The 22,082-nt window shown below is 59.7% G+C and carries 23 protein-coding genes and 1 tRNA gene; 21 read left to right on the plus strand and 3 right to left on the minus strand.

Annotated features, from left to right (window positions below; genetic code table 11):
- Positions 1–5: 5 nt before the first annotated feature.
- The 16 genes from FYJ74_RS10095 to FYJ74_RS10170 all read left to right on the plus strand — a co-directional run bounded on the left by FYJ74_RS10095 (position 6) and on the right by FYJ74_RS10170 (position 14,885).
- Entirely contained in the window at positions 6–689 is a 684-nt protein-coding gene (locus FYJ74_RS10095; protein WP_154529456.1) for a DUF2249 domain-containing protein, read from the plus strand.
- A gap of 46 nt (positions 690–735) precedes the next feature.
- Positions 736–1,941 (plus strand): oxygen-binding di-iron domain-containing protein, encoded by a 1,206-nt coding sequence (locus FYJ74_RS10100; RefSeq protein WP_326830927.1) that lies wholly within the window; start codon positions 736–738, stop codon positions 1,939–1,941.
- Positions 1,942–1,990: 49 nt separating this feature from the next.
- On the plus strand, positions 1,991–2,176 hold the full coding sequence (locus FYJ74_RS11970) for a ferredoxin (protein WP_195838888.1): 186 nt from the start codon (positions 1,991–1,993) through the stop codon (positions 2,174–2,176).
- 2 nt (positions 2,177–2,178) lie between these two features.
- Positions 2,179–3,813, plus strand: a complete 1,635-nt coding sequence (gene hcp / locus FYJ74_RS10110; protein WP_154529458.1) for a hydroxylamine reductase — start codon at positions 2,179–2,181, stop codon at positions 3,811–3,813.
- Between the two features lie 42 nt (positions 3,814–3,855).
- On the plus strand, positions 3,856–4,002 hold the full coding sequence (locus FYJ74_RS10115; protein WP_154529459.1) for a hypothetical protein: 147 nt from the start codon (positions 3,856–3,858) through the stop codon (positions 4,000–4,002).
- 182 nt (positions 4,003–4,184) lie between these two features.
- Entirely contained in the window at positions 4,185–5,309 is a 1,125-nt protein-coding gene (locus FYJ74_RS10120) for an aldo/keto reductase (protein WP_154529460.1), read from the plus strand.
- Positions 5,310–5,396: 87 nt separating this feature from the next.
- Positions 5,397–5,472, plus strand: a tRNA-Gly gene (locus FYJ74_RS10125).
- A gap of 752 nt (positions 5,473–6,224) precedes the next feature.
- Entirely contained in the window at positions 6,225–6,557 is a 333-nt protein-coding gene (locus FYJ74_RS10130) for a cell envelope biogenesis protein TolA (protein WP_154529461.1), read from the plus strand.
- Positions 6,538–8,547 carry a V-type ATP synthase subunit I gene (locus FYJ74_RS10135; protein WP_154529462.1) on the plus strand — a complete coding sequence of 670 codons (2,010 nt, stop codon included), beginning with the start codon at positions 6,538–6,540 and terminating at the stop codon, positions 8,545–8,547. Before FYJ74_RS10130 ends, FYJ74_RS10135 begins: the two co-directional genes overlap by 20 nt.
- Before the next feature lie 50 nt (positions 8,548–8,597).
- Positions 8,598–9,074: a V-type ATP synthase subunit K gene (locus FYJ74_RS10140; RefSeq protein ID WP_009165698.1), complete on the plus strand. Its 477-nt coding sequence runs from the start codon at positions 8,598–8,600 to the stop codon at positions 9,072–9,074.
- 14 nt (positions 9,075–9,088) lie between these two features.
- Complete coding sequence (locus tag FYJ74_RS10145; protein WP_154529463.1) at positions 9,089–9,673, plus strand: V-type ATP synthase subunit E; 585 nt, start codon at positions 9,089–9,091, stop codon at positions 9,671–9,673.
- Positions 9,674–9,685: 12 nt separating this feature from the next.
- Complete coding sequence (locus tag FYJ74_RS10150) at positions 9,686–10,699, plus strand: V-type ATPase subunit (RefSeq protein ID WP_154529464.1); 1,014 nt, start codon at positions 9,686–9,688, stop codon at positions 10,697–10,699.
- Positions 10,689–11,024 (plus strand): V-type ATP synthase subunit F, encoded by a 336-nt coding sequence (locus FYJ74_RS10155; RefSeq protein ID WP_154529465.1) that lies wholly within the window; start codon positions 10,689–10,691, stop codon positions 11,022–11,024. The genes FYJ74_RS10150 and FYJ74_RS10155 overlap by 11 nt, the downstream gene beginning before the upstream one ends.
- Before the next feature lie 24 nt (positions 11,025–11,048).
- The gene (locus FYJ74_RS10160; protein ID WP_154529466.1) at positions 11,049–12,833 is read left to right on the plus strand and encodes a V-type ATP synthase subunit A; all 1,785 of its coding nucleotides are present in this window, start codon (positions 11,049–11,051) and stop codon (positions 12,831–12,833) included.
- Entirely contained in the window at positions 12,834–14,246 is a 1,413-nt protein-coding gene (locus FYJ74_RS10165) for a V-type ATP synthase subunit B (protein ID WP_154529467.1), read from the plus strand.
- A 15-nt stretch (positions 14,247–14,261) separates the two neighbouring features.
- Positions 14,262–14,885 carry a V-type ATP synthase subunit D gene (locus tag FYJ74_RS10170; RefSeq protein WP_154529468.1) on the plus strand — a complete coding sequence of 208 codons (624 nt, stop codon included), beginning with the start codon at positions 14,262–14,264 and terminating at the stop codon, positions 14,883–14,885.
- A gap of 117 nt (positions 14,886–15,002) precedes the next feature.
- Here FYJ74_RS10170 and FYJ74_RS10175 read toward each other — a convergent pair whose 3' ends face one another.
- A complete protein-coding gene (locus FYJ74_RS10175; protein ID WP_229769459.1) occupies positions 15,003–15,269 on the minus strand; it encodes a hypothetical protein in 267 nt (88 codons plus the stop codon).
- Between the two features lie 57 nt (positions 15,270–15,326).
- Positions 15,327–16,058 (minus strand): FadR/GntR family transcriptional regulator, encoded by a 732-nt coding sequence (locus tag FYJ74_RS10180; protein WP_154529469.1) that lies wholly within the window; start codon positions 16,056–16,058, stop codon positions 15,327–15,329.
- A 112-nt stretch (positions 16,059–16,170) separates the two neighbouring features.
- Here FYJ74_RS10180 and FYJ74_RS10185 point away from each other — a divergent pair, with 112 nt between their 5' ends.
- The 5 genes from FYJ74_RS10185 (at position 16,171) to wecB (ending at position 21,806) form a co-directional block, all read left to right on the plus strand.
- Entirely contained in the window at positions 16,171–17,145 is a 975-nt protein-coding gene (locus FYJ74_RS10185) for a TRAP transporter substrate-binding protein (protein WP_154529470.1), read from the plus strand.
- 3 nt (positions 17,146–17,148) lie between these two features.
- Entirely contained in the window at positions 17,149–17,667 is a 519-nt protein-coding gene (locus FYJ74_RS10190) for a TRAP transporter small permease (protein ID WP_229769460.1), read from the plus strand.
- The gene (locus FYJ74_RS10195; RefSeq protein WP_154529471.1) at positions 17,667–18,947 is read left to right on the plus strand and encodes a TRAP transporter large permease; all 1,281 of its coding nucleotides are present in this window, start codon (positions 17,667–17,669) and stop codon (positions 18,945–18,947) included. Before FYJ74_RS10190 ends, FYJ74_RS10195 begins: the two co-directional genes overlap by 1 nt.
- 25 nt (positions 18,948–18,972) lie before the next feature.
- Complete coding sequence (gene ilvD / locus FYJ74_RS10200) at positions 18,973–20,637, plus strand: dihydroxy-acid dehydratase (RefSeq protein WP_154529472.1); 1,665 nt, start codon at positions 18,973–18,975, stop codon at positions 20,635–20,637.
- 74 nt (positions 20,638–20,711) lie between these two features.
- Positions 20,712–21,806 (plus strand): non-hydrolyzing UDP-N-acetylglucosamine 2-epimerase, encoded by a 1,095-nt coding sequence (gene wecB, locus FYJ74_RS10205; protein WP_154529473.1) that lies wholly within the window; start codon positions 20,712–20,714, stop codon positions 21,804–21,806.
- A gap of 64 nt (positions 21,807–21,870) precedes the next feature.
- Here wecB and FYJ74_RS10210 read toward each other — a convergent pair whose 3' ends face one another.
- The gene (locus FYJ74_RS10210) at positions 21,871–22,080 is read right to left on the minus strand and encodes a DUF1858 domain-containing protein (RefSeq protein WP_154529474.1); all 210 of its coding nucleotides are present in this window, start codon (positions 22,078–22,080) and stop codon (positions 21,871–21,873) included.
- Positions 22,081–22,082: the final 2 nt, after the last annotated feature.

Consider the following 22,082-nt stretch of genomic DNA (forward strand, 5'->3'; position numbering starts at 1 on the left):
CGAAGATGAGCTACGAAGCGTGGCGGGACAAGACGAACGGCTTCCGCAAAGTGGACGTGCGGCATCTGCAGGGAAATTTCGCCGCCGGACTGATCCAGGCGGCGGCCCGGCTCGAGGTGGGCGAAGGGCTGGAGGTCGTGCAGACGTTCGAGCCCCATCCGCTGTACGCGGCTTTGGAGAACCTCGGCTTTGAACATCACACGGAACAGACCGCCGAGACGGAGTTCCACGTGTTTTTCTGCCGCACAGAGAAAAAGGAGGGCGAAGAAGCGCCGTTTCGGCCGCTGGCGCTCCTGAATTACCCGATGATCGACGAGAAGCTCGGCAAGATCGCCGTGGATTTCTGGGAGACCACCTGGCAGAGCCCCAGGCGGACGCTGCCGTACGAGACGCGGCTGCTCCTGTCCCTCGCCAACGCGGTCGGCGCCGGGAGGATGCGGCAGGCCTCCCGCGAGCTGGTCAAAGCCTATGTGCACGGCCTCGACTCCGCAGCGCTGGACGACGTCTTCGAGCTGCTGGCGTGGAATCAGGGCATCGGCTTTTTCAGCTCCGAGATCGGGCCGTCGCCGCTGTTTCAGGCCTACAAACTGATCAAGACGCAGGAAGGGCAGGGCAAGGAACGAAGCGAGATATGCCGCGCGCTGAAAGAGAAGTTCGGCGAAAAGAATCCCGAGATCGGCGTCATGTAAGCGCCGTTTGCGGGCAGAACCCCGTTTTTAAGGAAAGGAGACGCGCGTGAGAAAACACGTCAAAAACAACGTAAGCTGGGTGGGGCACATCGACTGGGAGCTGGAGCGCTTTCACGGGGATGATTATTCCATCGTGAACGGTTCCAGCCAGAATGCCTATCTGATCGAGGAGGAGAAGACGGTCCTGATCGATACCGTATGGACGCCGCACCGCTTCGATTTCGTCGAGAATCTGAAAAAAGAAGTTGACCTGAAGAAGATCGATTTCATCGTCGCCAACCACGGCGAGTGCGATCACTCAGGCTCGCTGACGGCTCTGATGGATGAGATTCCGGACACGCCCATCTACTGCACGGCCAATGCGGTCAAGAGCATCGAAGGGCAGTACGGCGCGCGCGGCTGGAACTTCCGCGTGGTGAAGACGGGCGACAGCGTCGATATCGGCAGCGGCAAGAAACTGATCTTCGTGGAGATGCGCATGCTCCATTGGCCGGACTCCATGGCCACCTACCTGACCGGCGACAACATCCTCTTTTCCAACGACGCGTTCGGCCAGCATTATGCGGTGGAGGAACTGTTCAACGACAAGGCGGATCAGTGTCTGCTGGACAAGGAATCCATGAAGTACTTCGCCAACATCCTCAATCCTTTTGCGGCAATCCTGGCCAAAAAGCTGGAAGAGATCGGCGCGCTGAACCTCCCGATCGAGATGATCGCCCCTTCCCATGGCGCGGTCTGGCGCCGGGATCCGCGGCAGATCGTCGCAAAATACGCGAAATGGGCGGGCGCGTATCGGGAAGATCAGGTCACGGTCGCATACGACACCATGTGGGAGGGCACCGCGAAGATCGCCCACAGGATCGCGGACGAAGTGCACCGGCAGAGTCCCGATACCGTGGTGAAAGTCTTCAACATCGCGAAGGCGGACAAGAACGAGGTCATGACGGAAGTCTTCCGCTCGAAAGCCATCGCCGTCGGCTCTCCGACGGTGTCGGGCGGCATCCTTTCGAGCGTGGCGGGCTGGCTGGAATTTCTCAGACAGCTGAAGTTCAGGAACAAGAAGGCCGCGGCTTTCGGATGCTACGGCTGGAGCGGCGAGTCCGTCAAAGTTCTGCGGGAGCGCCTGAAAGACGCGGGCTTTGACGTGATCGATGAAAACGTGCGCTCTCTTTGGAATCCCGGAGAGGAAGATTTCGCCGCCGTTCCCGCTCTGGCGGAAAAGCTTCTTGGGGGACCGGCGGCACAAGCGTAAAAGGGATTTCGAAGTATCACGGGGAAAAAACGAAAAGGGGGATTTGAAAATGAAGTACGTTGTGAACGAGAATTGTATCGGCTGCGGGCTGTGCGCGTCGACCTGCCCCGAGGTCTTTTCCATGACCGACGCGGGCGTCGCCGCGGCGATCGCGGAAGAAGTGGCGGAAGAGAACCGCGGCAGCGCGGCGGAAGCGCGCGAAAACTGTCCGGTCGGCGCGATCGAGGAGGTCTGACGATGGAGCGTAAAATGTTCTGCTACCAGTGTCAGGAAACCGCGGGGGGAAAGGGCTGCACCGTTTGCGGCGTATGCGGGAAGAAACCCGACGTGGCAGCCATGCAGGACCTTCTGATCTCCGTGACGAAAGGGCTCTCCTGCGTCGCGGACCGGCTTCGCCGCGAGGGACGGCGCGTCGGCAAAGAGGTGAACCATCTCGTGACGATGAACCTCTTCGTGACGATCACGAACGCGAACTTCGACCGTCAGGCGATCATCGAAAGAATCCGGGAAACGCTGGACGTGAAACAGAAACTCCTGAGTCAGACGGAAAACGTGTCGGGACTGCCTCACGCGGCGCTCTGGAACGGCGACGTCGGCGAATTCGACGCTGAGGCCGCCGCAGTCGGCGTGCTCGCCACCGAGGACGAGGACATCCGCAGCCTGCGGGAACTGATCACGTACGGCCTCAAGGGACTGGCGGCCTATTCCAAGCACGCGAACGCGCTCCTGCAGGACAACGAAGACGTGGACGCCTTCATCCAGCGCGCGCTGGCCAAGACGCTGGACGACAGCCTGACGGTGAACGACCTTGTGGCGCTGACCCTCGAGACCGGAAAGTACGGGGTCGACGGCATGGCGCTTCTCGACAAGGCCAACACCGAGGCTTACGGCCATCCGGAGATCACGACGGTCGACATCGGCGTGCGGAAAAATCCCGGCATCCTGATCTCCGGCCACGATCTGAGAGATCTCGAAATGCTGCTGGAACAGACGGCGGGGACGGGCGTGGACGTGTACACGCACTCCGAGATGCTTCCCGCCCATTACTATCCCGCGTTCAAGAAATACCCGCACTTTGCCGGCAACTACGGCAACGCCTGGTGGAAACAGAAAGAGGAGTTCGAGAAATTCCGCGGCCCCGTTCTGATGACGACGAACTGCGTCGTGCCGCCCGCGGACAGCTACAAAGACCGCCTCTGGACGACCGGCGCCACGGGCGTTCCCGGCTGCAGACACATCGGCGGCGCCTACGGCGAGACCAAGGACTTTTCGGCGCTCATCGAACAGGCGAAAAAGTGCCCTCCGCCCGAGGAGATCGAAACGGGCCGCATCGTCGGCGGCTTCGCGCACGAACAGGTGTTCGCGCTCGCCGATAAAGTCGTGGACGCGGTCAGATCCGGCGCGATCAGGAAGTTTGTGGTCATGGCGGGCTGCGACGGACGGATGAAGTCCAGAGAGTACTATACGGAGTTCGCCAAAAAACTCCCCAAGGACGTGGTGATCCTGACCGCCGGATGCGCCAAGTACAAATACAACAAGCTGGACCTGGGAGACATCGGCGGCATCCCGAGAGTTCTGGACGCCGGTCAGTGCAACGATTCCTACTCGCTGGCGCTGATCGCCCTGAAGCTGAAGGAGATCTTCGGGCTGAACGACGTCAACGACCTGCCGCTGGCGTTCAACATCGCCTGGTACGAGCAGAAAGCCGTCATCGTCCTGCTGGCGCTGCTGTATTTGGGCGTCAAGAACATCCATCTGGGGCCGACGCTCCCGGCGTTCCTGTCGCCGAACGTGGCCGGCGTGCTGGTCAAGAATTTCGGCATCGCAGGCATCGGCACGGTGGACGACGATCTGAAGCTGTTTTTCGGTTAAGAGGCGAAAAGCGGCGTAAGGACGAACCCAGGACGCACGGCCTTGTTCCGTGAAAAGTCGGCACGAAAGTCATCTGAAAAGCAAGATGAGGATCGTGCCGGCTTTTCTTTTTTGTCGCCAGTTGCCGAAAATGGCTGCTTTCAGCTTTCAATGAAAGACGGTTCGAGTGCGCTTGAAGTTTCTTCTTGAAGGGGAAGAGAGTAAAATAATATAAACAGAACGAGTTTTTCTGTTTGGAAAAAGATGTCGCGGGGCGTTCGCCCAATGGACTTTCATGTGCGGTTCACGGCCAAGGGGAGGCCAGGCGGGCCATTTGGATTGGCGGGGGAGTTCAAAATGAGGAAAAACAAGATCGACAAGGAGGGGGCAACATGTCGGAAATCAAACTGAGCGCGAAAAAACTTGGATTTGGGCTGATGCGGCTGCCGAAAAACGGCGAAGCGATCGACGTCGAACAGGTAAAAAAGATGGTCGACCTCTTCATGGCGGCCGGCTTTACGTATTTCGACACGGCCTGGGCTTATCCCGGCTCGGAAGACGCGATCCGTCAGGCGCTCGTCGAACGCTATCCGCGCGAAAAGTTCACGCTCGCCACGAAAAACGCCGCATGGATAAACTGCCAAAGCCGGGAAGACGCCGTCGGCCAGTTCGAGACATCGCTGAAACAGACCGGCGCCGGTTATTTTGACTTTTATCTGCTCCACAACCTCGGCGAGGGCAGAACCCATTTCTTCGACGACTTCGACATGTGGAGCTTCGTGCAGGAGAAGAAAGCGGAAGGAAAAATCAGGCACGTCGGCTTCTCCTTCCATTCCACGCCGGAGGAGCTGGACGCTATTTTGAAAGCCCATCCCGAAGCGGAATTCGTACAGCTGCAGATCAACTACGCCGATTGGGAGAATCCTCGCATTCAGTCGCGGGCCTGTTACGAGACGGCCAGAAAACACGGGAAGCCCGTCGTCATCATGGAGCCCGTCAAAGGCGGTCTTTTGGCCAGCCCGCCGGAATCCGTCGAGCGCGTGTTCAAAAACGCCGATGCCCAGGCTTCCTGCGCTTCGTGGGCCATCCGCTTCGCCGCCAGCCTGGACGGAGTGATCGCCGTGCTGTCCGGCATGAGCAGCGTGGAGCAGATGAAGGACAACCTTTCCTACATGACGGATTTCAGGCCGCTGACGGAGGCCGAGCGGCGCGTCGTCGCAAAAGCGCGGGAAACGCTGGACGCCTTGCCGATGATCCCCTGCACGAGCTGCAACTACTGCGCGGAAGTGTGCCCGCAGAACATCGGCATTTCCGGTTCCTTCACGGCGCTGAATCTATTGAACATCTACGGCAACTACAATTACGCCGAAGGCCAGGAGAAATGGCTCGTGGAACGCCACGGCAAAGCCCGCGCCAACGAATGCATTCAGTGCAGCAGCTGCGAGCAGGTCTGCCCTCAGCACATCAAAATCCGCGACAACCTCGTGAAGGTCGTGGAAGCTTTTCACATGGCCTGATGCACGGGGGCGAGTCGCCTGCGGAAAAATTGCTCAGAATCGCCATCTTGCGAACGTCAGCGCTTTAGCGTATAATAGCCACGTTTTGCGGGTGTAGCTCAGTTGGTAGAGCATCAGCTTCCCAAGCTGAGGGTCGCGGGTTCGAGCCTCGTCACCCGCTCCAATTTTAACGAGAACGGCTGAACGAACAAAAGAGAGCAGGGGCTTTTGAAAAAGAGCCCTCGCTCTCTTTTGTGTACCTTGCGGTCGAAATCGTCGTGTATCCTGAAAAGTGGACGCCGCATTTCGAAAAAGCGAGGCCGGCCGCCGAAGAAAGACGGCGGCATTCGAAAAGTTGATGCTGGTTCTCAATAAAACGGCTTGACTGTGAACGTTCAGCGCCCCGAAGGAGTCCAGCGCTCAGGATTCTCTCGGCGGCTGCGCAATCTGCGTGACTCGCTTTGCGTTCTCCCTGGACGTTCTTGTTGTTCAGCGTTTCGATCAGGAAAGAGAATGAATTGTGGATGGCGCAAGAACATAAAAGTCCATTTTAAATGATGATCATCTTAAATGATGATCATCGTTTTTGAGATCTATATTATTGGTGAATGAACTAATTGAGCAAATCATTGCTTATTACTCAAAGGCTATAAAACTGCGACTTTTTCCATGAAAATTGAATATGGAAACCTTTCAATTCTAAATTTGTGATTATTGACACATCATGCATGAAAACCTAAAATTATAAGAACTTGGGCCTGCGTGAATGCACCGCAAGGCCCCTGTATCTTGCCGTACCGCGCGGGGATGCAACGGCGATAATCTTTTTCTGGCAGGGTGCCGTGCTTTATTCAGGCAAAACGGCAAATTTAAATTTGGCAATGACTGCGATGTTCCGCAGTATTCCGTGACTGAAAAAACGAAGGAGGTGAACGCATGTCTACCAATCTGACCGACGAGATCAGGAGCGTCGAAGCGGCGGCGGCCCAAAAAGTGGCCGGCGCCAAAGCGGAAGCTCAGGATCTGGTTATCAAGACTCGCAACTCAGCGGCCCTTCGTGTTAAAGAGGCCAAGCAGGCCCATTTTCGCGAGTACCGCTCCCGCCTTGCTCAGGTAGAAGCGGAAGCGGCCGAAACCGCCGCTCGGACGGTGGAACAGGGCAAGACCGAGGCTCGGCAGTTTGTCGAGGCTCACGAAGATGCGGTAAAGAAAACGGCTCAATGGTTAGCCGAAGAGGTGGTGTCTCAGTATGGCCGTTGCTCGCGTTAAAAAAATCGAACTGTACGTGCACCGCACGGCCGTCGAAGAAGTGCTGTCGGTGCTTCAGGAGCGTGGGATCACTGAGATCGCCGCTGCTGAAAGGAACGCTGCCGAAGAGCCTTCCGCCCGTCCGGCGCGAAGCGGCGGGGATTACGCGGCCGCCCTGAACGACGTGAATTACCTCGTCCGTTATCTTGCGCCTTACTATAAAGATCCCGTCGGGACGCTGGGGCGGATACTGGGCGAACGCGACGACGTCAGCGTGGAAAAGCTGGCCGCATTGGCCGAAAAAGTCGACGCCGGCAATCTGGCGGCGGAAGTCCGCAAGCGCGAACGCCGCCTGACGGAGCTTCGATCCGACGTACAGCAGGTCAAAAGTTTGCAGCAGACCTTGGCGGCGGTGAAAAGCTTTAAGCCGCCTCTGTCCATGGTGACGGAAGGCACGCGGCTGGTCGCCGGATTTTTGGGCGCCGGGCGCGCCGAGAACCTGCTGGAATGGAAAGACGCGGTGGAGGAAGCTTTCGGCGCCGACGCGGAGTGCCTCGTCTCGGTTCCTTCCCAGGGAAGCCGCGATCCCGCCTGGGGCAGCGTGTTCTACCTGCGCTCGTTCGAGGACAAACTTTCGGAGCTTTGCCTGAAACACAGCGTCGCGAAGATCGATCTGCCTTCTTCGCTGACGGGGACCGTCGCCGAAGAGCAGAAAAAACTTTCGGACCGGCTGGCCGCTCTCGGGCAGGAAGAGAAGTATTTCGTCAACTGGCTTCAGTCCTTTGCCGACGCGCATATGGACGAGATCCGCCGCCTCGGCGATTACCTGACGATCATGAAGACGCGCCAGGACGCCGAGGACGAGAGCGAGCGCACCGAGCAGGTCGTCCTGCTTCGCGGCTGGGTCCCCGACAGCAAAGCCGCGGAACTCAAACAGATCCTCGCTCCGCACGAAAAGGACGTGGATCTGCGGCTTTCGGATCCGGCGGAGGACGACGATCCGCCGATCGTGCTGGAGAACAGGAACTGCGCGAAACCGTTCGAGATGCTGACCATGCTGTACGGCGCGCCCGTGTACGGTTCGGTCGATCCGTCGTTCCCGATGATGCCGTTTTTCCTGCTGTTCTTCGGCATGTGCTATGCCGACGCCGGCTACGGCATTGTGATCACGGCCATCGCCGTGTACTTCCTCAAAAAGTATCGGAAAATGCCCGACGGCATCAAGCGGGCCCTGACCCTCGTGAAATATTGCGGTATTGCCACAGTCATCTATGGCGCCGTTACAGGCAGCTGGATGGGCGACATGATCGACGCCTTTCCCTTCCTGGGCTTCCTGCGCCCGGCGAAGAATCTGGTGACGCTGCTCGAACCCATGAAGGATCCCATGCTGCTGCTGGGGATTTCGCTGGCGCTGGGCATCGTCCACATCTATTACGGCATTCTGCTTGCCGCTTACGCCAATGTCAGGGAACGTCGCTGGTTCGCCGCCTGCGCCGACCAGGGCGGCTGGCTGCTGCTCCTGACGGGGCTGTTGATCTTCGGCGTCGGCGCCTTTGCGGCGCCCCGGGTCGAGCCGTTGGGTAAAAACATGGCGATCGCCGGCGCCCTGGTTTTGGTCCTGACGCAGGGGCGAGAAAAGAAGGGCATTGTCGGCAAGTTCGTTTCCGGCGTGCTGAGCCTGTACAACGTCACCAGCTATCTGGGCGACGTGCTCAGCTACAGCCGCCTGCTCGCCCTGGGGCTGGTCGGCGGCGCCGTGGCGATGATCATCAACCTGATGTCCAAGCTCTGCGGCGGCACCGCTTACGTGGGCTGGATCCTGGCGCTGCTGATCTTCTTCGGCGGCCATGTTTTCAGCATGGTGATCAACATCCTGGGCGCGTTCGTCCACCCGCTGCGACTGCAGTACGTGGAATTTTTCGGCAAGTTTTACAGCAGCGGCGGGACGGCGTTCGAACCCTTCTGCTACAGATCGGACTATGTCAACGTGACTGGCCGCAAGGACGCTTAGTCCCTGCGTTGGTTGAAAATTACCCAAACCTTTGAGGGGAGTGTCGTTTTATGGATTATCTTGGTATCGCTTTTGTTGTGCTTGGCGCGGCTCTGGCCGCCGGTATGGCGGGCATCGGTTCGGCTATTGGCGTCGGTATCGCCGGTGAAGTCGGCGCCGGCGTAATGACGGAAGATCCCGGCAAGTTCGGCCTTGTGCTGATGCTGCAGGCGCTGCCCGGAACTCAGGGTATTTACGGCCTGCTGATCGCGTTCTTCGCCATGCTGAAGGTCGGTCTGGTCGGCGGTTCGGCCGTCCCCTGCGATTGGGTGCACGGTCTGGCCGTCATGTTCGCCTGCCTGCCCATCGCCCTGGGCGGATGGATCTCGGCCATTTCGCAGGGAAAAACTTCGGCCGCCTGCATCCAGATGATCGCCAAGCAGCCCGGCGAAGCCGGCAAGGCCGTTATCCTGCCGGCCATGGTCGAGACGTATGCGGTGCTTGCCCTCCTCGTCAGCATTCTTCTTATGAACGGCATCAGCCTGTAAGCCTGGTCCGGACCATGGCACTCGCTGACATCAGGAAGAAAATCGAACAGGACGCGGCCGGCGAGGCCGCGAAACTGCTCGACGAGGCCCGAAAGCAGGCCGGCGTCCTGAACGCGGACGCCGACGCCGAAATTTCCAAAAGCAAGAAATATTACGACGGCCTGTACGCTGCCGAAGCTCCCGAAGTACGCCGCCGCGCCCAGATCATCGCGAATCTGGACGTGAAAAAACTCCGTCTCGGCGCCAAGCAGGAGCTGATCGGGCGCAGTTTCGACGGCGCGCTGACGCGCCTCTGCAAATTGGCCGGCGACAAATATCTTGCGTTCATGGAAAAGCTTCTCGACCAGGCGGTCAGCAGCGGCGACGAGGAACTGCTCGTGGCTGCCGGCGAGAAGCGCATCGATCAGGCCTGGCTCGACAAATACAACGCTTCCCGGGGCAAAAAGCTGACGCTTTCCGCCGAAAAAGCGGACATCAAAGGCGGCTTTGTCCTTCGCAAGGGCAGGATCAGCACGAACTGCTCCTTGGAAACCCTGATCCACTGGCTCAAGGACGAACTGGAGTCCGACGTCGTCAAACGGCTGTTTGACGCGGAGTAAGGTGGTGTGATCATGGCCCCGAAGGAGCGGTATGGTTACGCTGTAGCGCGTCTGAGGGCGCTTGAGAACCGTCTGCTTGACGAGTCGATCCTCCAGAGGATGATCGACTGCGACACGCTGGAGGGGGCTGTAAAAGTTCTCGGGGAAACTCCCTATTCGGCCTGGCTGATGGAGCTGAAATCGCCGCTGGAATTCGACCGGGCGATCGAGGCGGAACTTCGCCACAGCTATGCGGAAATCGAGGCGTTCGTTCCCGACCGTGAGCTGGTCAGTCTGCTGCGTCTGGTCTACGACGTGCACAACGTCAAGACGCTGCTGAAAAGCCAGTTCCTGACGGTTCGGGGAGAAAAACGCCGTCTCGACCTGCTCACCTCTCTCGGCACCATCGACACGGACAAGCTGATCCTGGCCGTCGAAGGAGAGGAGTACTGGGAGCTTCCGTACGGATTCAACCAGGCGGTTCCCGAAGCCCTTGCGGCATGGGAGCAGACGCACAACGCTCTTGCGGTGGAGAAGATCCTCGACGGCGTGTATTTCGAAGCGCTGCGGGAAGTCGCCGCAAAGCTCGGCATGGAGCAGGTGGAAAAATGGGTTCGCGCCCGCATCGACGGCGAAAACCTGAAAACGCTCCTGCGCCTTTCGCGCATCGACATGGACCATGGGACGACCGCGTCTTTCCTTCACGAAGGCGGCCTGCTTCCCGTCAACCGGCTGACGCCGCTCGTGACCGAACCGGTGGAAAACTGGGGGCGCCTGCTGGCTTTCGCCGACATCGGCGCGCTGTTGGCCCCTTTCTCGGAAGGAGAAAATTTCAACAGCCTGCTCGTGCAGTACGAGAAGGATCTGGACAACTTCATCACCGGCGCGATCGCCAAGAGCCGTTTCGGCGCGTTCGAGCCGGGCAACGTGGTCCGTTACCTCTGGACCAAGGAAATCGAAGCCAAAAACTTGCGGGTGGTGCTCGTTTCCGTCGCCAACGGAGTCGAGAAAGACGCCATAAGGGGGTTGCTGCGCGATGTCCGCTGATGCCGGAAGAAAGAAAATGGCGGCCGTAGGAAGCTACGACACCGTGCTTCCTTTTCAGGCTGTCGGCGTTCGTCCCTTTCCCGTCGAGAGCGACGAAGAGATTGCCGAGATCGTGAGCCGTCTGGCCCGCGAAGACTACGGCGCGATCTTCGTCGAAGAGCGGCAGTTCGTCGCTCAGGCTTCTCTGATCGACCGGCTCGTTCAGGAGTACGCGGCCAGCATCATTCCCATCCCCGGGATCCGCGGATCCATCGGCGTGGGGCTGAGCGCGGTGCGCAGCAGCGTCGAGCGGGCGGTCGGCATGGATATTTTCGCAGAGAAATAGTGAATTCACCTGGAGGCGATTGTTTTGGCCACGGATAAAAATGTAAAGGGCACGATCGAACGTATATCCGGACCTCTGGTCGTCGCGAAGGGGATGACCGGCGCGAGCATGTACGAAGTGGCGCGCGTCGGCGACATCGGCCTGGTCGGGGAAATCATCGAACTCAACGGTGATCTTGCCTCGATCCAGGTCTACGAGGAGACTTCCGGTCTCCGTCCCGGCGAGCCCGTCGTGGGCACCGGCGAACCCCTGAGCGTCGAACTGGGCCCTGGTCTTATCGAACAGTTTTATGACGGCATTCAGCGTCCTCTGAAAGCGATCGAAGAAGCGTCGAAGAGCGTCTTCATCGCCAGAGGCATCAGCGTTTCCGCTCTCGATCACGAGAAACTCTGGCAGTTCGAGCCGAAAGTTTCCGTCGGCGACGAAGTGAGCGAGGGCGACGTCCTCGGCGTCGTGCAGGAAACCGTCCTTGTGGAGCACCGCATCATGGTCCCCAACGGGGTCAGCGGCAAGGTCGTCTCCGTCGAGTCCGGCGAGTTCAACGTCGACGCCGTGATCGCCGTGATCGACGACGGCAAGGAGAAGCACGGCGTTTCCATGCTGCGCCGCTGGCCCGTGCGCCGCGGCCGCCCCGTCGCCAAGAAGCTGCCGCCCGTCACGCCGCTGACGACGGGCCAGCGCGTCGTCGATACGTTCTTCCCCATCGCCATGGGCGGCACGGCCTGCGTGCCCGGCCCGTTCGGCTCGGGCAAGACGGTCATTCAGCACCAGCTCGCCAAGTGGGCCGAAGCCCAGATCGTCGTTTACATCGGCTGCGGCGAGCGCGGCAACGAGATGACCGACGTTCTGCGCGAGTTCCCCGAGCTGAAAGATCCCCGTTCGGGCCAGCCGCTGATGAAGCGTACCGTGCTGATCGCGAACACGTCCAACATGCCTGTGGCGGCCCGCGAAGCCAGCGTTTACACGGGAATTTCCATCGCCGAGTACTACCGCGACATGGGCTATTCCGTGGCGCTGATGGCCGACTCCACCAGCCGATGGGCCGAAGCTCTGCGCGAGATGTCCGGCCGTCTGGAAGAAATGCCCGGCGAAGAAGGCTATCCCGCTTATCTGGGAACGCGTCTGGCTTCGTTCTACGAGCGCGCCGGTCGGGCGATCTGCCTGGGCGGCGACGGCCGCGAGGGATCGGTTTCCGTCATCGGGGCCGTTTCGCCTCCCGGCGGCGACCTTTCCGAGCCGGTCACGCAGAACACGCTGCGCGTGACCAAGGTCTTCTGGGGGCTGGACGCCAATCTGGCCTACCAGCGCCACTTTCCGGCCATCAACTGGCTGAACAGCTATTCGCTGTACACCAACAAGCTCGACGAGTACTGGGACGCCAAGTTCGACGCCGAGTGGACGCCCGCGCGCGTCGAAGCCATGACGCTGCTCGAAGAGGAATCCTCGCTGAAGGAAATTGTGCAGCTGGTCGGCATGGACGCCCTTTCGCGCAACGAGCGCATGACTATGGAAACGGCCAAGTCGCTGCGCGAAGACTTTCTGCACCAGAACGCCTTCAACGACGTGGACACGTACACGTCCATGGAAAAACAGTTCAAAATGCTTTCGACGATCCTCAAGTTCCATCACGCCGGGCTGGAAGCCCTGCAGAGCGGCGCCGAGATGAACAAGCTCTTCAACCTGCCCGTGCGCGAGAAGATCGCCCGCATGGGGCTGGTCGGCGAGCAGGAACTCGAGAAGATCGACGCGCTCGAAGGCGAAATGAGAGACGAGATTGCTCAGCTTCTCGCGTCAGGAGGCGAAAAATAAATGAACCTGCCAGTTGAATACAGAACCGTAAGCAGCCTTGCGGGCCCCCTTCTGGTCGTCGAGAGCGTCAAGGAAGTTCCCTACGATTCTCTGGTGGAAGTCGCGCTGCCCGACGGCTCCCGCCGCCGCGGCAAAGTGCTGGAGACCGATTCCGGCCGCGCCGTCGTGCAGGTTTTCGAGGGCACCGACGGCCTCGACGTCGACACGGCTTCCGTCACCTTCCTCGGCAAATCGCTGGAGCTGCCCGTCTCCGAAGACATGCTCGGCCGCGTCTTCAACGGCCGCGGCGATCCCATCGACGGCGGCGCGCCCATCATCGCCGAGAAAAACATCGACGTGAACGGACTGGCCATGAATCCCTACTCGCGCGACTATCCCGACGAGTTCATCCAGACCGGCATCAGCACCATCGACGGCATGAACCCCATGGTCCGCGGCCAGAAGCTGCCCATTTTCTCCGCTTCCGGACTGCCGCACAACCGCATGGCCGCCCAGCTGGCCCGCCAGGCCAACGTCATCGGCGGCGGCAGCGAAAAGTTCGCCGTCGTTTTCGCCGCCATGGGCATTACCTTCGAGGAAGCCGCTTTCTTCATGGAAGACTTCCGCAAGACCGGCGCCCTCGACCGCACCGTCATGTACATCAACCTCGCCAACGACCCCGCCGTCGAGCGCATCTACACGCCCAAGCTGGCGCTGACCGCCGCCGAGTATCTGGCGTTCGAGAAGAACATGCACGTGCTGGTCATTCTCACCGACTTGACGAACTACTGCGAGGCCCTGCGCGAGATCTCCGCCGCCCGCAAGGAAGTTCCCGGCCGCCGCGGCTATCCCGGCTACCTCTATACCGACCTCGCCACCATGTACGAGCGCGCCGGCCGCGTCAAGGGCAGCACCGGCTCCATCACCCAGGTGCCCATCCTCACCATGCCCGAAGACGACAAGACCCATCCCATCCCCGACCTCACCGGCTATATCACCGAGGGGCAGATCATCCTCAGCCGCAACCTGCACCGCACCGGCATCTATCCGCCCGTGGACGTGATGCCCTCGCTGTCGCGACTGAAGGACAAAGGCATCGGCGAAGGCAAGACCCGCGAGGATCACGCCGACCTGATGAACCAGCTCTTCGCTGCCTACGCCCGCGGCAAGGAAGCCAAGGAACTGGCCGTCATCCTCGGCGAAGGCGCCCTGAGCGACGACGACAAGGCGTTCGCCAAGTTCGCCTCGCGCTTCGAGGACGAGTACGTCCGTCAGGGCGAATACGAGAACCGCGCCGTCGAGACGACCCTCGAACTGGGCTGGAAACTCCTGAACATGGTTCCCGTCAAGGAACTGAAACGCGTCAAGGACAAGTACATCCAGAAATACCTGATGCCGCTGAAGGAAAAAGAAAACTCAGAGGAAAAGGCGTAAGGGAGGGGGATCGCAATGGCACGCGTGAACGTGAACCCCAATCGAATGGAGCTTTCGCGGCTCAAGAAACGTCTCGCCGTCGCCCAGCGCGGCCATAAGCTGCTCAAGGACAAGCAGGACGCCCTGATCAAGGCCTTCCTCGAAAAAGCCCGCGCGGTCAAAGCCACCCGCGAGAAAGTCGAGAGCGAGCTCATCTCGTGTTACCGCAGCTTCCTCATGGCCCGCGCCCAGACCTTGCCGGCCATGCTTGAACAGGCTCTGATGATCTCCGGCAGCACCTGCACCCTCGACGTCGCCACGCGCAACGTCATGAGCGTCATCGTGCCCGAGTACGAAGTCCATCAGGAGGGCAGCACCTTCAACTACGGCATGGCGACCACGCCGGCCAGCCTCGACGTGGCCCTCGAAGACTTTTCCAAAGTCATTCCCGGGCTGCTCCAGCTCGCCGCCGACGAAAAGGCCGTCGCTCTGATGTCGACCGAAATCGAGCGCACCCGCCGCCGCGTCAATGCCCTCGAGCACGTCATGATCCCCAACTACGCCGAGACGATCAAATACATCTCGATGAAGCTGGACGAACAGGCCCGCTCGACCACCAGCCAGCTGATGAAAGTCAAGGAAATCGTCAGCGAACACTGAACGGCGAAAATAGAATACGTACGAAGAAAGCCGCCTGTCCAAACGACAGGCGGCTTTTTGTGTGGAGATAAGTCGAAGAATGATAATGGTGATGAAACGTGGAGTCCATTACGATTATTAATCTGCTATGCGTTCAAAAACAAGGTTGCATACGGTGCGATCTCCACCAAAAAATCCGGTAGAACCAGCCGTTGACTGCGCGAATGTGTGAAGTCTGTACCCTTCTGCAAACTGCTGGTTGCACAAGTCTTCGATTTCCTTGAAATTCTTTGAACCTTTGCCGACAAACTTCTCTCGCAAAACAATTTGCATAACACGGTACTTCCCGTTGCTAGTGACCAATTTTCCCGATTCATCATTAAAAGCATCCAAGATTTTCCCCATAATTTCTTCGCTCCTCTGCGCCATGAGATATTGCTTATTTTGTCACTCTGTATTTTGTCAGGAACTCGTATCGGCGTTTTCTCTGTGTTCTGTGGGAATGATCCAGCTCTCAAAGAGATCAAGGTGCTCCCCCATGATCCGGGCGGCCTCGTCGGGCTCCTGGTTTTCGATGGCGTTCAGAAGGCCGATGTGCTCTTTCAATGCTCTTTTGGACATGTCGGGGCGGGCCTCCCTGTAGAAACGAGCGCGGTTGCTGCCAATGTACTTGAGCAGAAGGGCGTGAATGCTCTCGTAGATTCGCGTGAGTATGTCGTTTCCGGCTGCTTTGACCATGGCCGAATGATAAAGGGCATCCCATTGTGCTCCGTCGTTGGGACGGTTCTCGCCGGATTTCTCTATGAGCCGTAGCTCTTCTACGCAGCGCCTCAGATGGGCGATGTCGTCATCGGTACGGCGCTTTGCTGCGAGGCGTGCGGCGGGAATTTCTGCGATTCTCCGAATTTCCATGAGCTGATTCAACGACTGGTCGGGCCAGAGGATCATTTCTTGGAGGTTGAGCGAGAAGTCCAGCATTCCTGGATCCCTGACGAGCTGTATTCCTCCCCGTTCCCTGGTCTGAAGAACGTTCTGTGTCTCCAATACCGCCAACGCCTCCCGCAGGAGGTTCCGGCTAACTCCTGTGATGGAGGCCAGTTCCCGTTCCGACGGCAGGCGATCACCTTTGCGCAGGTTCCTGCGGCGAATCTCGCCGATAATGCTGTCTACCACCTGACTTCGTTTATTCTGCAAAATTTTTCCTCCTAATTTATTTTTTAACTTGCATCTTCTTTAAGAAGTATTATAATACAATTACAATGGTAGTGACAGTGGTAGTGCCAAAAAAACAGAAGGGGGAATGAAGATGAGGTCCAAATGTAACTATTGTATTGCGGTACTGGTATTGGCAGTTCTGTGCGGTTCCGCTTGTGCCGCCCCGAAGGCGCTCAGGTTGGCTCACGTGGTGAACGAGCAGGATTCTTTCCATGTCTGCGCTCTAAAGATCAAGGAAGTTGTTGAAGCGGAAAGCGGTGGTGAGCTTACGGTTGATATCTTCCCAAACGCCAAACTGGGGGACGAGAGGACTCTTCTCGAGAATGTCCGCATGGGCGTCATCGACATGGCAATTATCACCGGGGGGCCAATCATCAACTTTATGCCTGAATTCGGCATTTTCGATCTTCCCTTCCTGTTTCGTGACGAAGCTCACGCTTACAGCGTCCTTGACGGCGAACTGGGGCAGGGAATCCTTGACCGTATGGACAAGATGGGCTGGAAGGGGCTTGCCTACGGGGAGCGTGGGTTCCGCGACCTGACAAACTCCAAGCGTCCCGTGGTGAAACCTTCCGACATGGCCGGCCTCAAGATTCGCCTGATGGAGAATCCCATTTACGTGGAGACCTTCCGCGCGCTTGGCGCCAACGCCGTGCCCATGTCCTGGCCCGAGACCCTGACGGCGCTGCAGCAGGGAACCATCGACGGGCAGGAGAACCCGCTGAACGTCATCGTGGCCTTCAAGCTCTACGACAGCCAGAAATACATGACTCTGACGCACCACACCTATTCGCCCAACGTCGTCATGATGAGCCACCGTGCCTGGAAGGGACTGAAGCCCGATCATCAGGAGCTGATCCTGAAGGCCGCCAGAGCCGGAGCCAAGGCCAACCGCGACGTTGACATTCAGAAGGCGGCCGAGTGGCTTGAATTTCTCAAGGCTCAGGGCATGATCGTCAGCCAGCCTGACGGCGAAGCTTTCCGCGAAGCGGTCAAGCCGCTCTACGAGAAGTACATGGAGAAATTCGGAGCTGAGACGGTGCAGGCGATCCTGGACGTGAAATAGACCATGAAAGACGGCAGGATGAACAACCATGCGGGCGAGAGGCGTTTTTCGCCTCTCGTTCCCTTGAGTGCCCGGATCAATGGACTTTGCGAAGTTCTTCTGTTTGTGCTGATGATTGCCATGATCGTGATCACGACGGCGCAGGTTGTTTGCAGATTGGTGACCCAGGCACTGACATGGTCGGAAGAGCTTACGCGCTTTCTTCTCGTCGCCGCCTCCCTGGTGGGCGCGGCCGTGGCCTTTTACCGCGGAAGCCATATTTCCGTCACCTTCGTGATCGAGAAACTGCCCAAGAGGGGGCAGACGCTGGTCTTTCTCGTCATGCAGGCGCTGGGCGTCCTGTTCTTTGGGGTGCTCGCGCGGTACGGCCATGTCATGATGGAGCGGGAAGCTCTGCAGACGACGCCGGCACTGGGTATCTCCATGAGTGTTCTTTACGCTCAGTTTCCGTTGTTTTCCGCGGTGGTCATCCTCCACCTCCTCGCCACCGCGGAGATTTATTTGAGAGGGGGCAGGCGCTGATGGGGCTTATGATGGGAGTCGTGTTTCTCGTCCTTATTTTTCTGGGAATGCCGATTGGCCTGTCCATCGGCATGTCCAGCCTGGCCATGCTCTTCATGAGCGATCTGCCCTTTGAAATGCTGCCTCAGATGATGTTTTCCGGCAGCAGTTCCTTTGTGCTCGTAGCGGTGCCTTTCTTTGTCCTGGCCGGCGACGTTCTCGCCAAGGGCGGCATCTCCGAGAGAATTGTCTCCTTTGCCGAGGCTTCCTTGGGGCGCTTGCGTGGCGGGCTTTCGATTGTCTCCGTCGTCGCCTCCATGTTCATCGCGGCCATATCGGGTTCCGGGGCTGCGACGACGGCGGCTGTCGGAGCGGCTCTTTTGCCTCAGCTGGAGAAAAAGGGCTACGACTTGGATTTCTCCGCTTCTTTAATTGCGGCAGCCGGCACGATCGGCGTCGTCATCCCTCCGAGCGTTCCCATGGTTCTCTTCGCCACGATCGCGGGCGAATCCGTGGCGAAGCTGTTCCTCGCCGGTTTCGTCCCCGGCGTGATCATGGGCGCGGCGCTCGTCGCCATCGCCCTGTGGGTGGCTCATCGGCGGCATTATCCGGCCGCGGACGCCATAGATCCCGGGGAAAAACGCCGCCGTCTCGTGGACGCGCTCTGGGGGCTGATGACGCCGGTGATCATTCTGGGCGGCATCTTCTCGGGGGTGTTCACGCCTTCGGAAGCAGCGGCTATAGCCGTGGACTATTCGCTGGTCGTCGCTTTCGTCGTTTATCGCGAGCTGGACTGGAGAAAATTCTACAAACTGGTCGTCGACGCGGGCGTCACCTCCGCTCTGGTCATGTTCATCATCGGCACGTCCACGCTTTTCGGCTGGGAACTGGCCTTCTGCCAGGCGCCGGAGCAAGTGGCGGAGCTCATGCTCAAATGGGCTGGCGGCAGCGGCGCCATGATCTATCTGATGATCATGGTGATCATCCTGATCGCGGGCATGTTCATGGAAACCTCCTCGGCTCTGATCGTGCTGACGCCCATTTTCCTACCCACCGTTGCCGGGCTGGGCGGAAACGTCATCCACTTCGGTCTCCTGGTGACCGTCGGACTGGCTATCGGCATGGCGACTCCACCCGTGGCGATCAACCTCTATGTGGCCAGCGCCATCACAGGGCTGCCGATGGAGCGTCTCAGCAGGCCCATCGTACCGATGATCCTGACCCTGATCGTGGTTTTGCTCGTTATGACTTATTTCCCGTCTCTGACTCTTTTCCTGCCCGGTCTTATGGGCGTCCAATAATCGAAACCGGAGGTACATTAATATCATGAACAGCGACAAGATAAAAAAGGGGTACCTGCGAGCTCCCCATCGTTCCCTCCTGAAAGCCGGAGGCTACACGGACTGGGAGATCGAACGTCCCTTCGTGGGCGTCGTCAACGCTTACAACGCCATCAATCCGGGACATACCCACCTGAACCGCATTGCCGCAGCTGTGAAGAGCGGCGTCTACGCCTTCGGCGGTCTGCCTCTTGAATTTCCAGTGGTGGGGGTCTGCGACGGCATCGCCATGAACCACGAGGGGATGCGTTTTTCCCTTCCCAGCCGGGAACTGATCCGCGATTCCATCGAGGTGATGGTGAAGGGGCATGCCCTTGACGCTCTGGTGCTGATTCCCAACTGCGACAAGATCGTTCCCGGCATGGCAATGGCCGCGGCGGAGCTGAACATTCCCGCCATCGTCATCAGCGGTGGTCCCATGCTCGCAGGCCTGACCCACGGCAGGTCCTCCGACCTGAACTCCGTTTTTGAAGCCGTGGGAGCCCGGGCGGCCGGCAGGATGGGCGACGAGGAACTGCGCTACTACGAGAACACCGTCTGCCCGACCTGCGGTTCCTGCTCCGGTATGTTCACCGCCAACACCATGAACTGCATGATGGAGGTCCTCGGGCTGGCTCTGCCGGGCAACGGCTCCATCCCCGCCGTTCTGGCGGCCCGCGAGCGCCTTGCCAAGGATGCCGGGCGGCAGATCATGCTCATGATCGAGAAAAACATCCGCCCGAGCGACATCCTGACCGAGGAGGCCTTCGAGAACGCTGTCGCGGTGGACATGGCCCTCGGCGGCTCTACCAACACGACGCTCCACCTTCCTGCCATCGCAGACTGCGCCGGCGTGAAACTGAGTCTGGAGAAAATGGACGAGATCAGCCGCAATACGCCGCACCTTTGCAGCATGAGCCCCGGCGGAATTTATCACATCGAGGACATCGACCGCGCCGGCGGAATCTCCGCGGTGATGAGGGAACTTTACGATGCCGGCAAGATCCATGGCGACGCGATGACCTGTACGGGCGAAAGGGTGAGGGAGAAGCTGAAGAACGCCAAAGTCCTCGATTGCGACGTGATCCGTCCTCTGTCCAATCCCGTGGACCCGGAAGGCGGAATCGCCGTTTTGAAGGGCAATCTGGCGCCTCTTGGCTCCGTGGTCAAGCAGACGGCAGTGCTTCCGGAGATGATGCGCCACAGCGGACCGGCTCGCGTGTTCGATTCCGAAGAGGCAGCCAGCGAAGCCATTTACGGCAACAGAATCAACGACGGCGACGTGGTGGTGATCCGCTACGAAGGGCCCAAGGGCGGCCCCGGCATGAGAGAGATGCTGTCTCCCACGTCGGCAATCGCCGGCATGGGCAAGGGAAGCACCGTGGCGCTGCTGACGGACGGGCGCTTCTCCGGCGCCAGCCGCGGCGCGTCGATCGGCCATATCTCGCCTGAGGCGGCTTCCGGCGGTCCCATCGCCTTGGTGCAGGAGGGCGACGTCATCGAGATCGACATACCGGCCCGCAGGCTGGAGCTCAAGGTCTCCGACGAAGAGCTGGCCCGTCGCCGCGCGAGCTGGGAATGCCCCAAGCTCGACAGCGGAAGCGCCTTCCTCGAGCGTTACCGCGCCTTCGTCACTTCCGGCGTGGAGGGGGCTGTGCTTCGAAAAAGATGATCGTCGTTCCGATCTGGTGTGCTTCTCGCCTTTCTGTGTATAATTGACGCAGCACGGAAGGGGAGTGTTCGCTCATGAAAAAACGGATCGTTCTCGCGTTCGGCACGCGGCCGGAGGCGATCAAGATGGCGCCGGTGTATCTGGCGCTGGCGCGAAGCGGCGCGCTGGAGCCGGTGATTTTGCTGACCGGTCAGCACAGGACGCAGCTCGAACAGGCGCTTTCCATCTTCGGCGTGCCGCACGAGCGCAATCTGGACGTGATGACCGAACGGCAGACGCTGCCGGAATTGGCGGCGCGGATCTTGCCGCAGGCGGCGGCGGCGTTTCGCGGACTGAAGGCCGATTACGTGCTGGTGCACGGCGACACGCTGACGACGTTCGTCTCGGCGTGGGCGGCGTTTCTGGAACGCATCCCGGTCGGGCACGTGGAGGCGGGGCTGCGCAGCGGCTCGATGAGCGAGCCGTTTCCGGAAGAAGCCAACCGCGTGCTGACCGACGCGCTGTGCGACACGTTCTTCGCGCCGACGGAAGGGGCGCGCGCCAATCTGCTGAAAAGCGGCGCCGCCCCGGCGCGCGTTTTCGTGACGGGACAGACGGCGGTCGACGCGATCCTCTTCGCTTCGAAAAAAGGAGTTTTGCCCGATGACGTGCCCGAGCGCGGCCCGGTCGCGACGGTGACGCTGCACCGGCGCGAGAACTGGCCCGTGCTGAACGAACTGGCGCGTCGTCTGGCCGGTGTGGCGCGCGCCCGCGCGGAGTGGACGTTCGTGTTCCCGGTCCATCTCAACCCCGTCGTGCGCGAGGCGGTCGTGCCGCCGCTGTCGGGCGTGGGGAACGTGAAGCTCGTCGAGCCGCTGGAATACGGCTGCATGGCGGCGCTGCTGGCGCGCAGCCGTTTGATCCTGACGGACTCGGGCGGTCTGCAGGAGGAAGGCGCGTCGCTGGGCGTGCCGGTGGCGGTGGTGCGCAACGTCACGGAGCGGCCGGAAGGCGTGGAAGCGGGAATCGTGACGCTGCTCGGCAACGAGCCTGAAAGGGCGATGACGGAATTCGCGGCGCTGATGGACGATGAACCTCGCCTCGACCGCATGGCTTCGGTCAAAAATCCCTACGGCGACGGACGCGCTTCGGAGCGGATCGCCGCGGCGCTGGAACGCCGGCTGGCCTGACTTGTCACACAAAAAAACGCTTGGAGCACAGGCTCCAAGCGTTTTTTTGTGTGTTTGTCCGTGATCAGTCTTCGATGCCGTTGGCCTTGAGAACTTCGTTCAGGCCGCTGACGAGATCGTCCGGGTCGAGGCCGTGGGCCATGGCGCCCTCTTCGAGGCTTTCGGCGTGGGAGATGGCGCAGCCGATGCAGCCCATGCCGGACAGCATCAGGGGCTGGACGACCTGCGGATACTTGTCGACGATGTCGGCGATCAGCATATCTTTGGTGATCATAT

The sequence above is a fragment of the Pyramidobacter porci genome, from assembly GCF_009695745.1.
In the GTDB taxonomy this organism is placed as follows: domain Bacteria; phylum Synergistota; class Synergistia; order Synergistales; family Dethiosulfovibrionaceae; genus Pyramidobacter; species Pyramidobacter porci.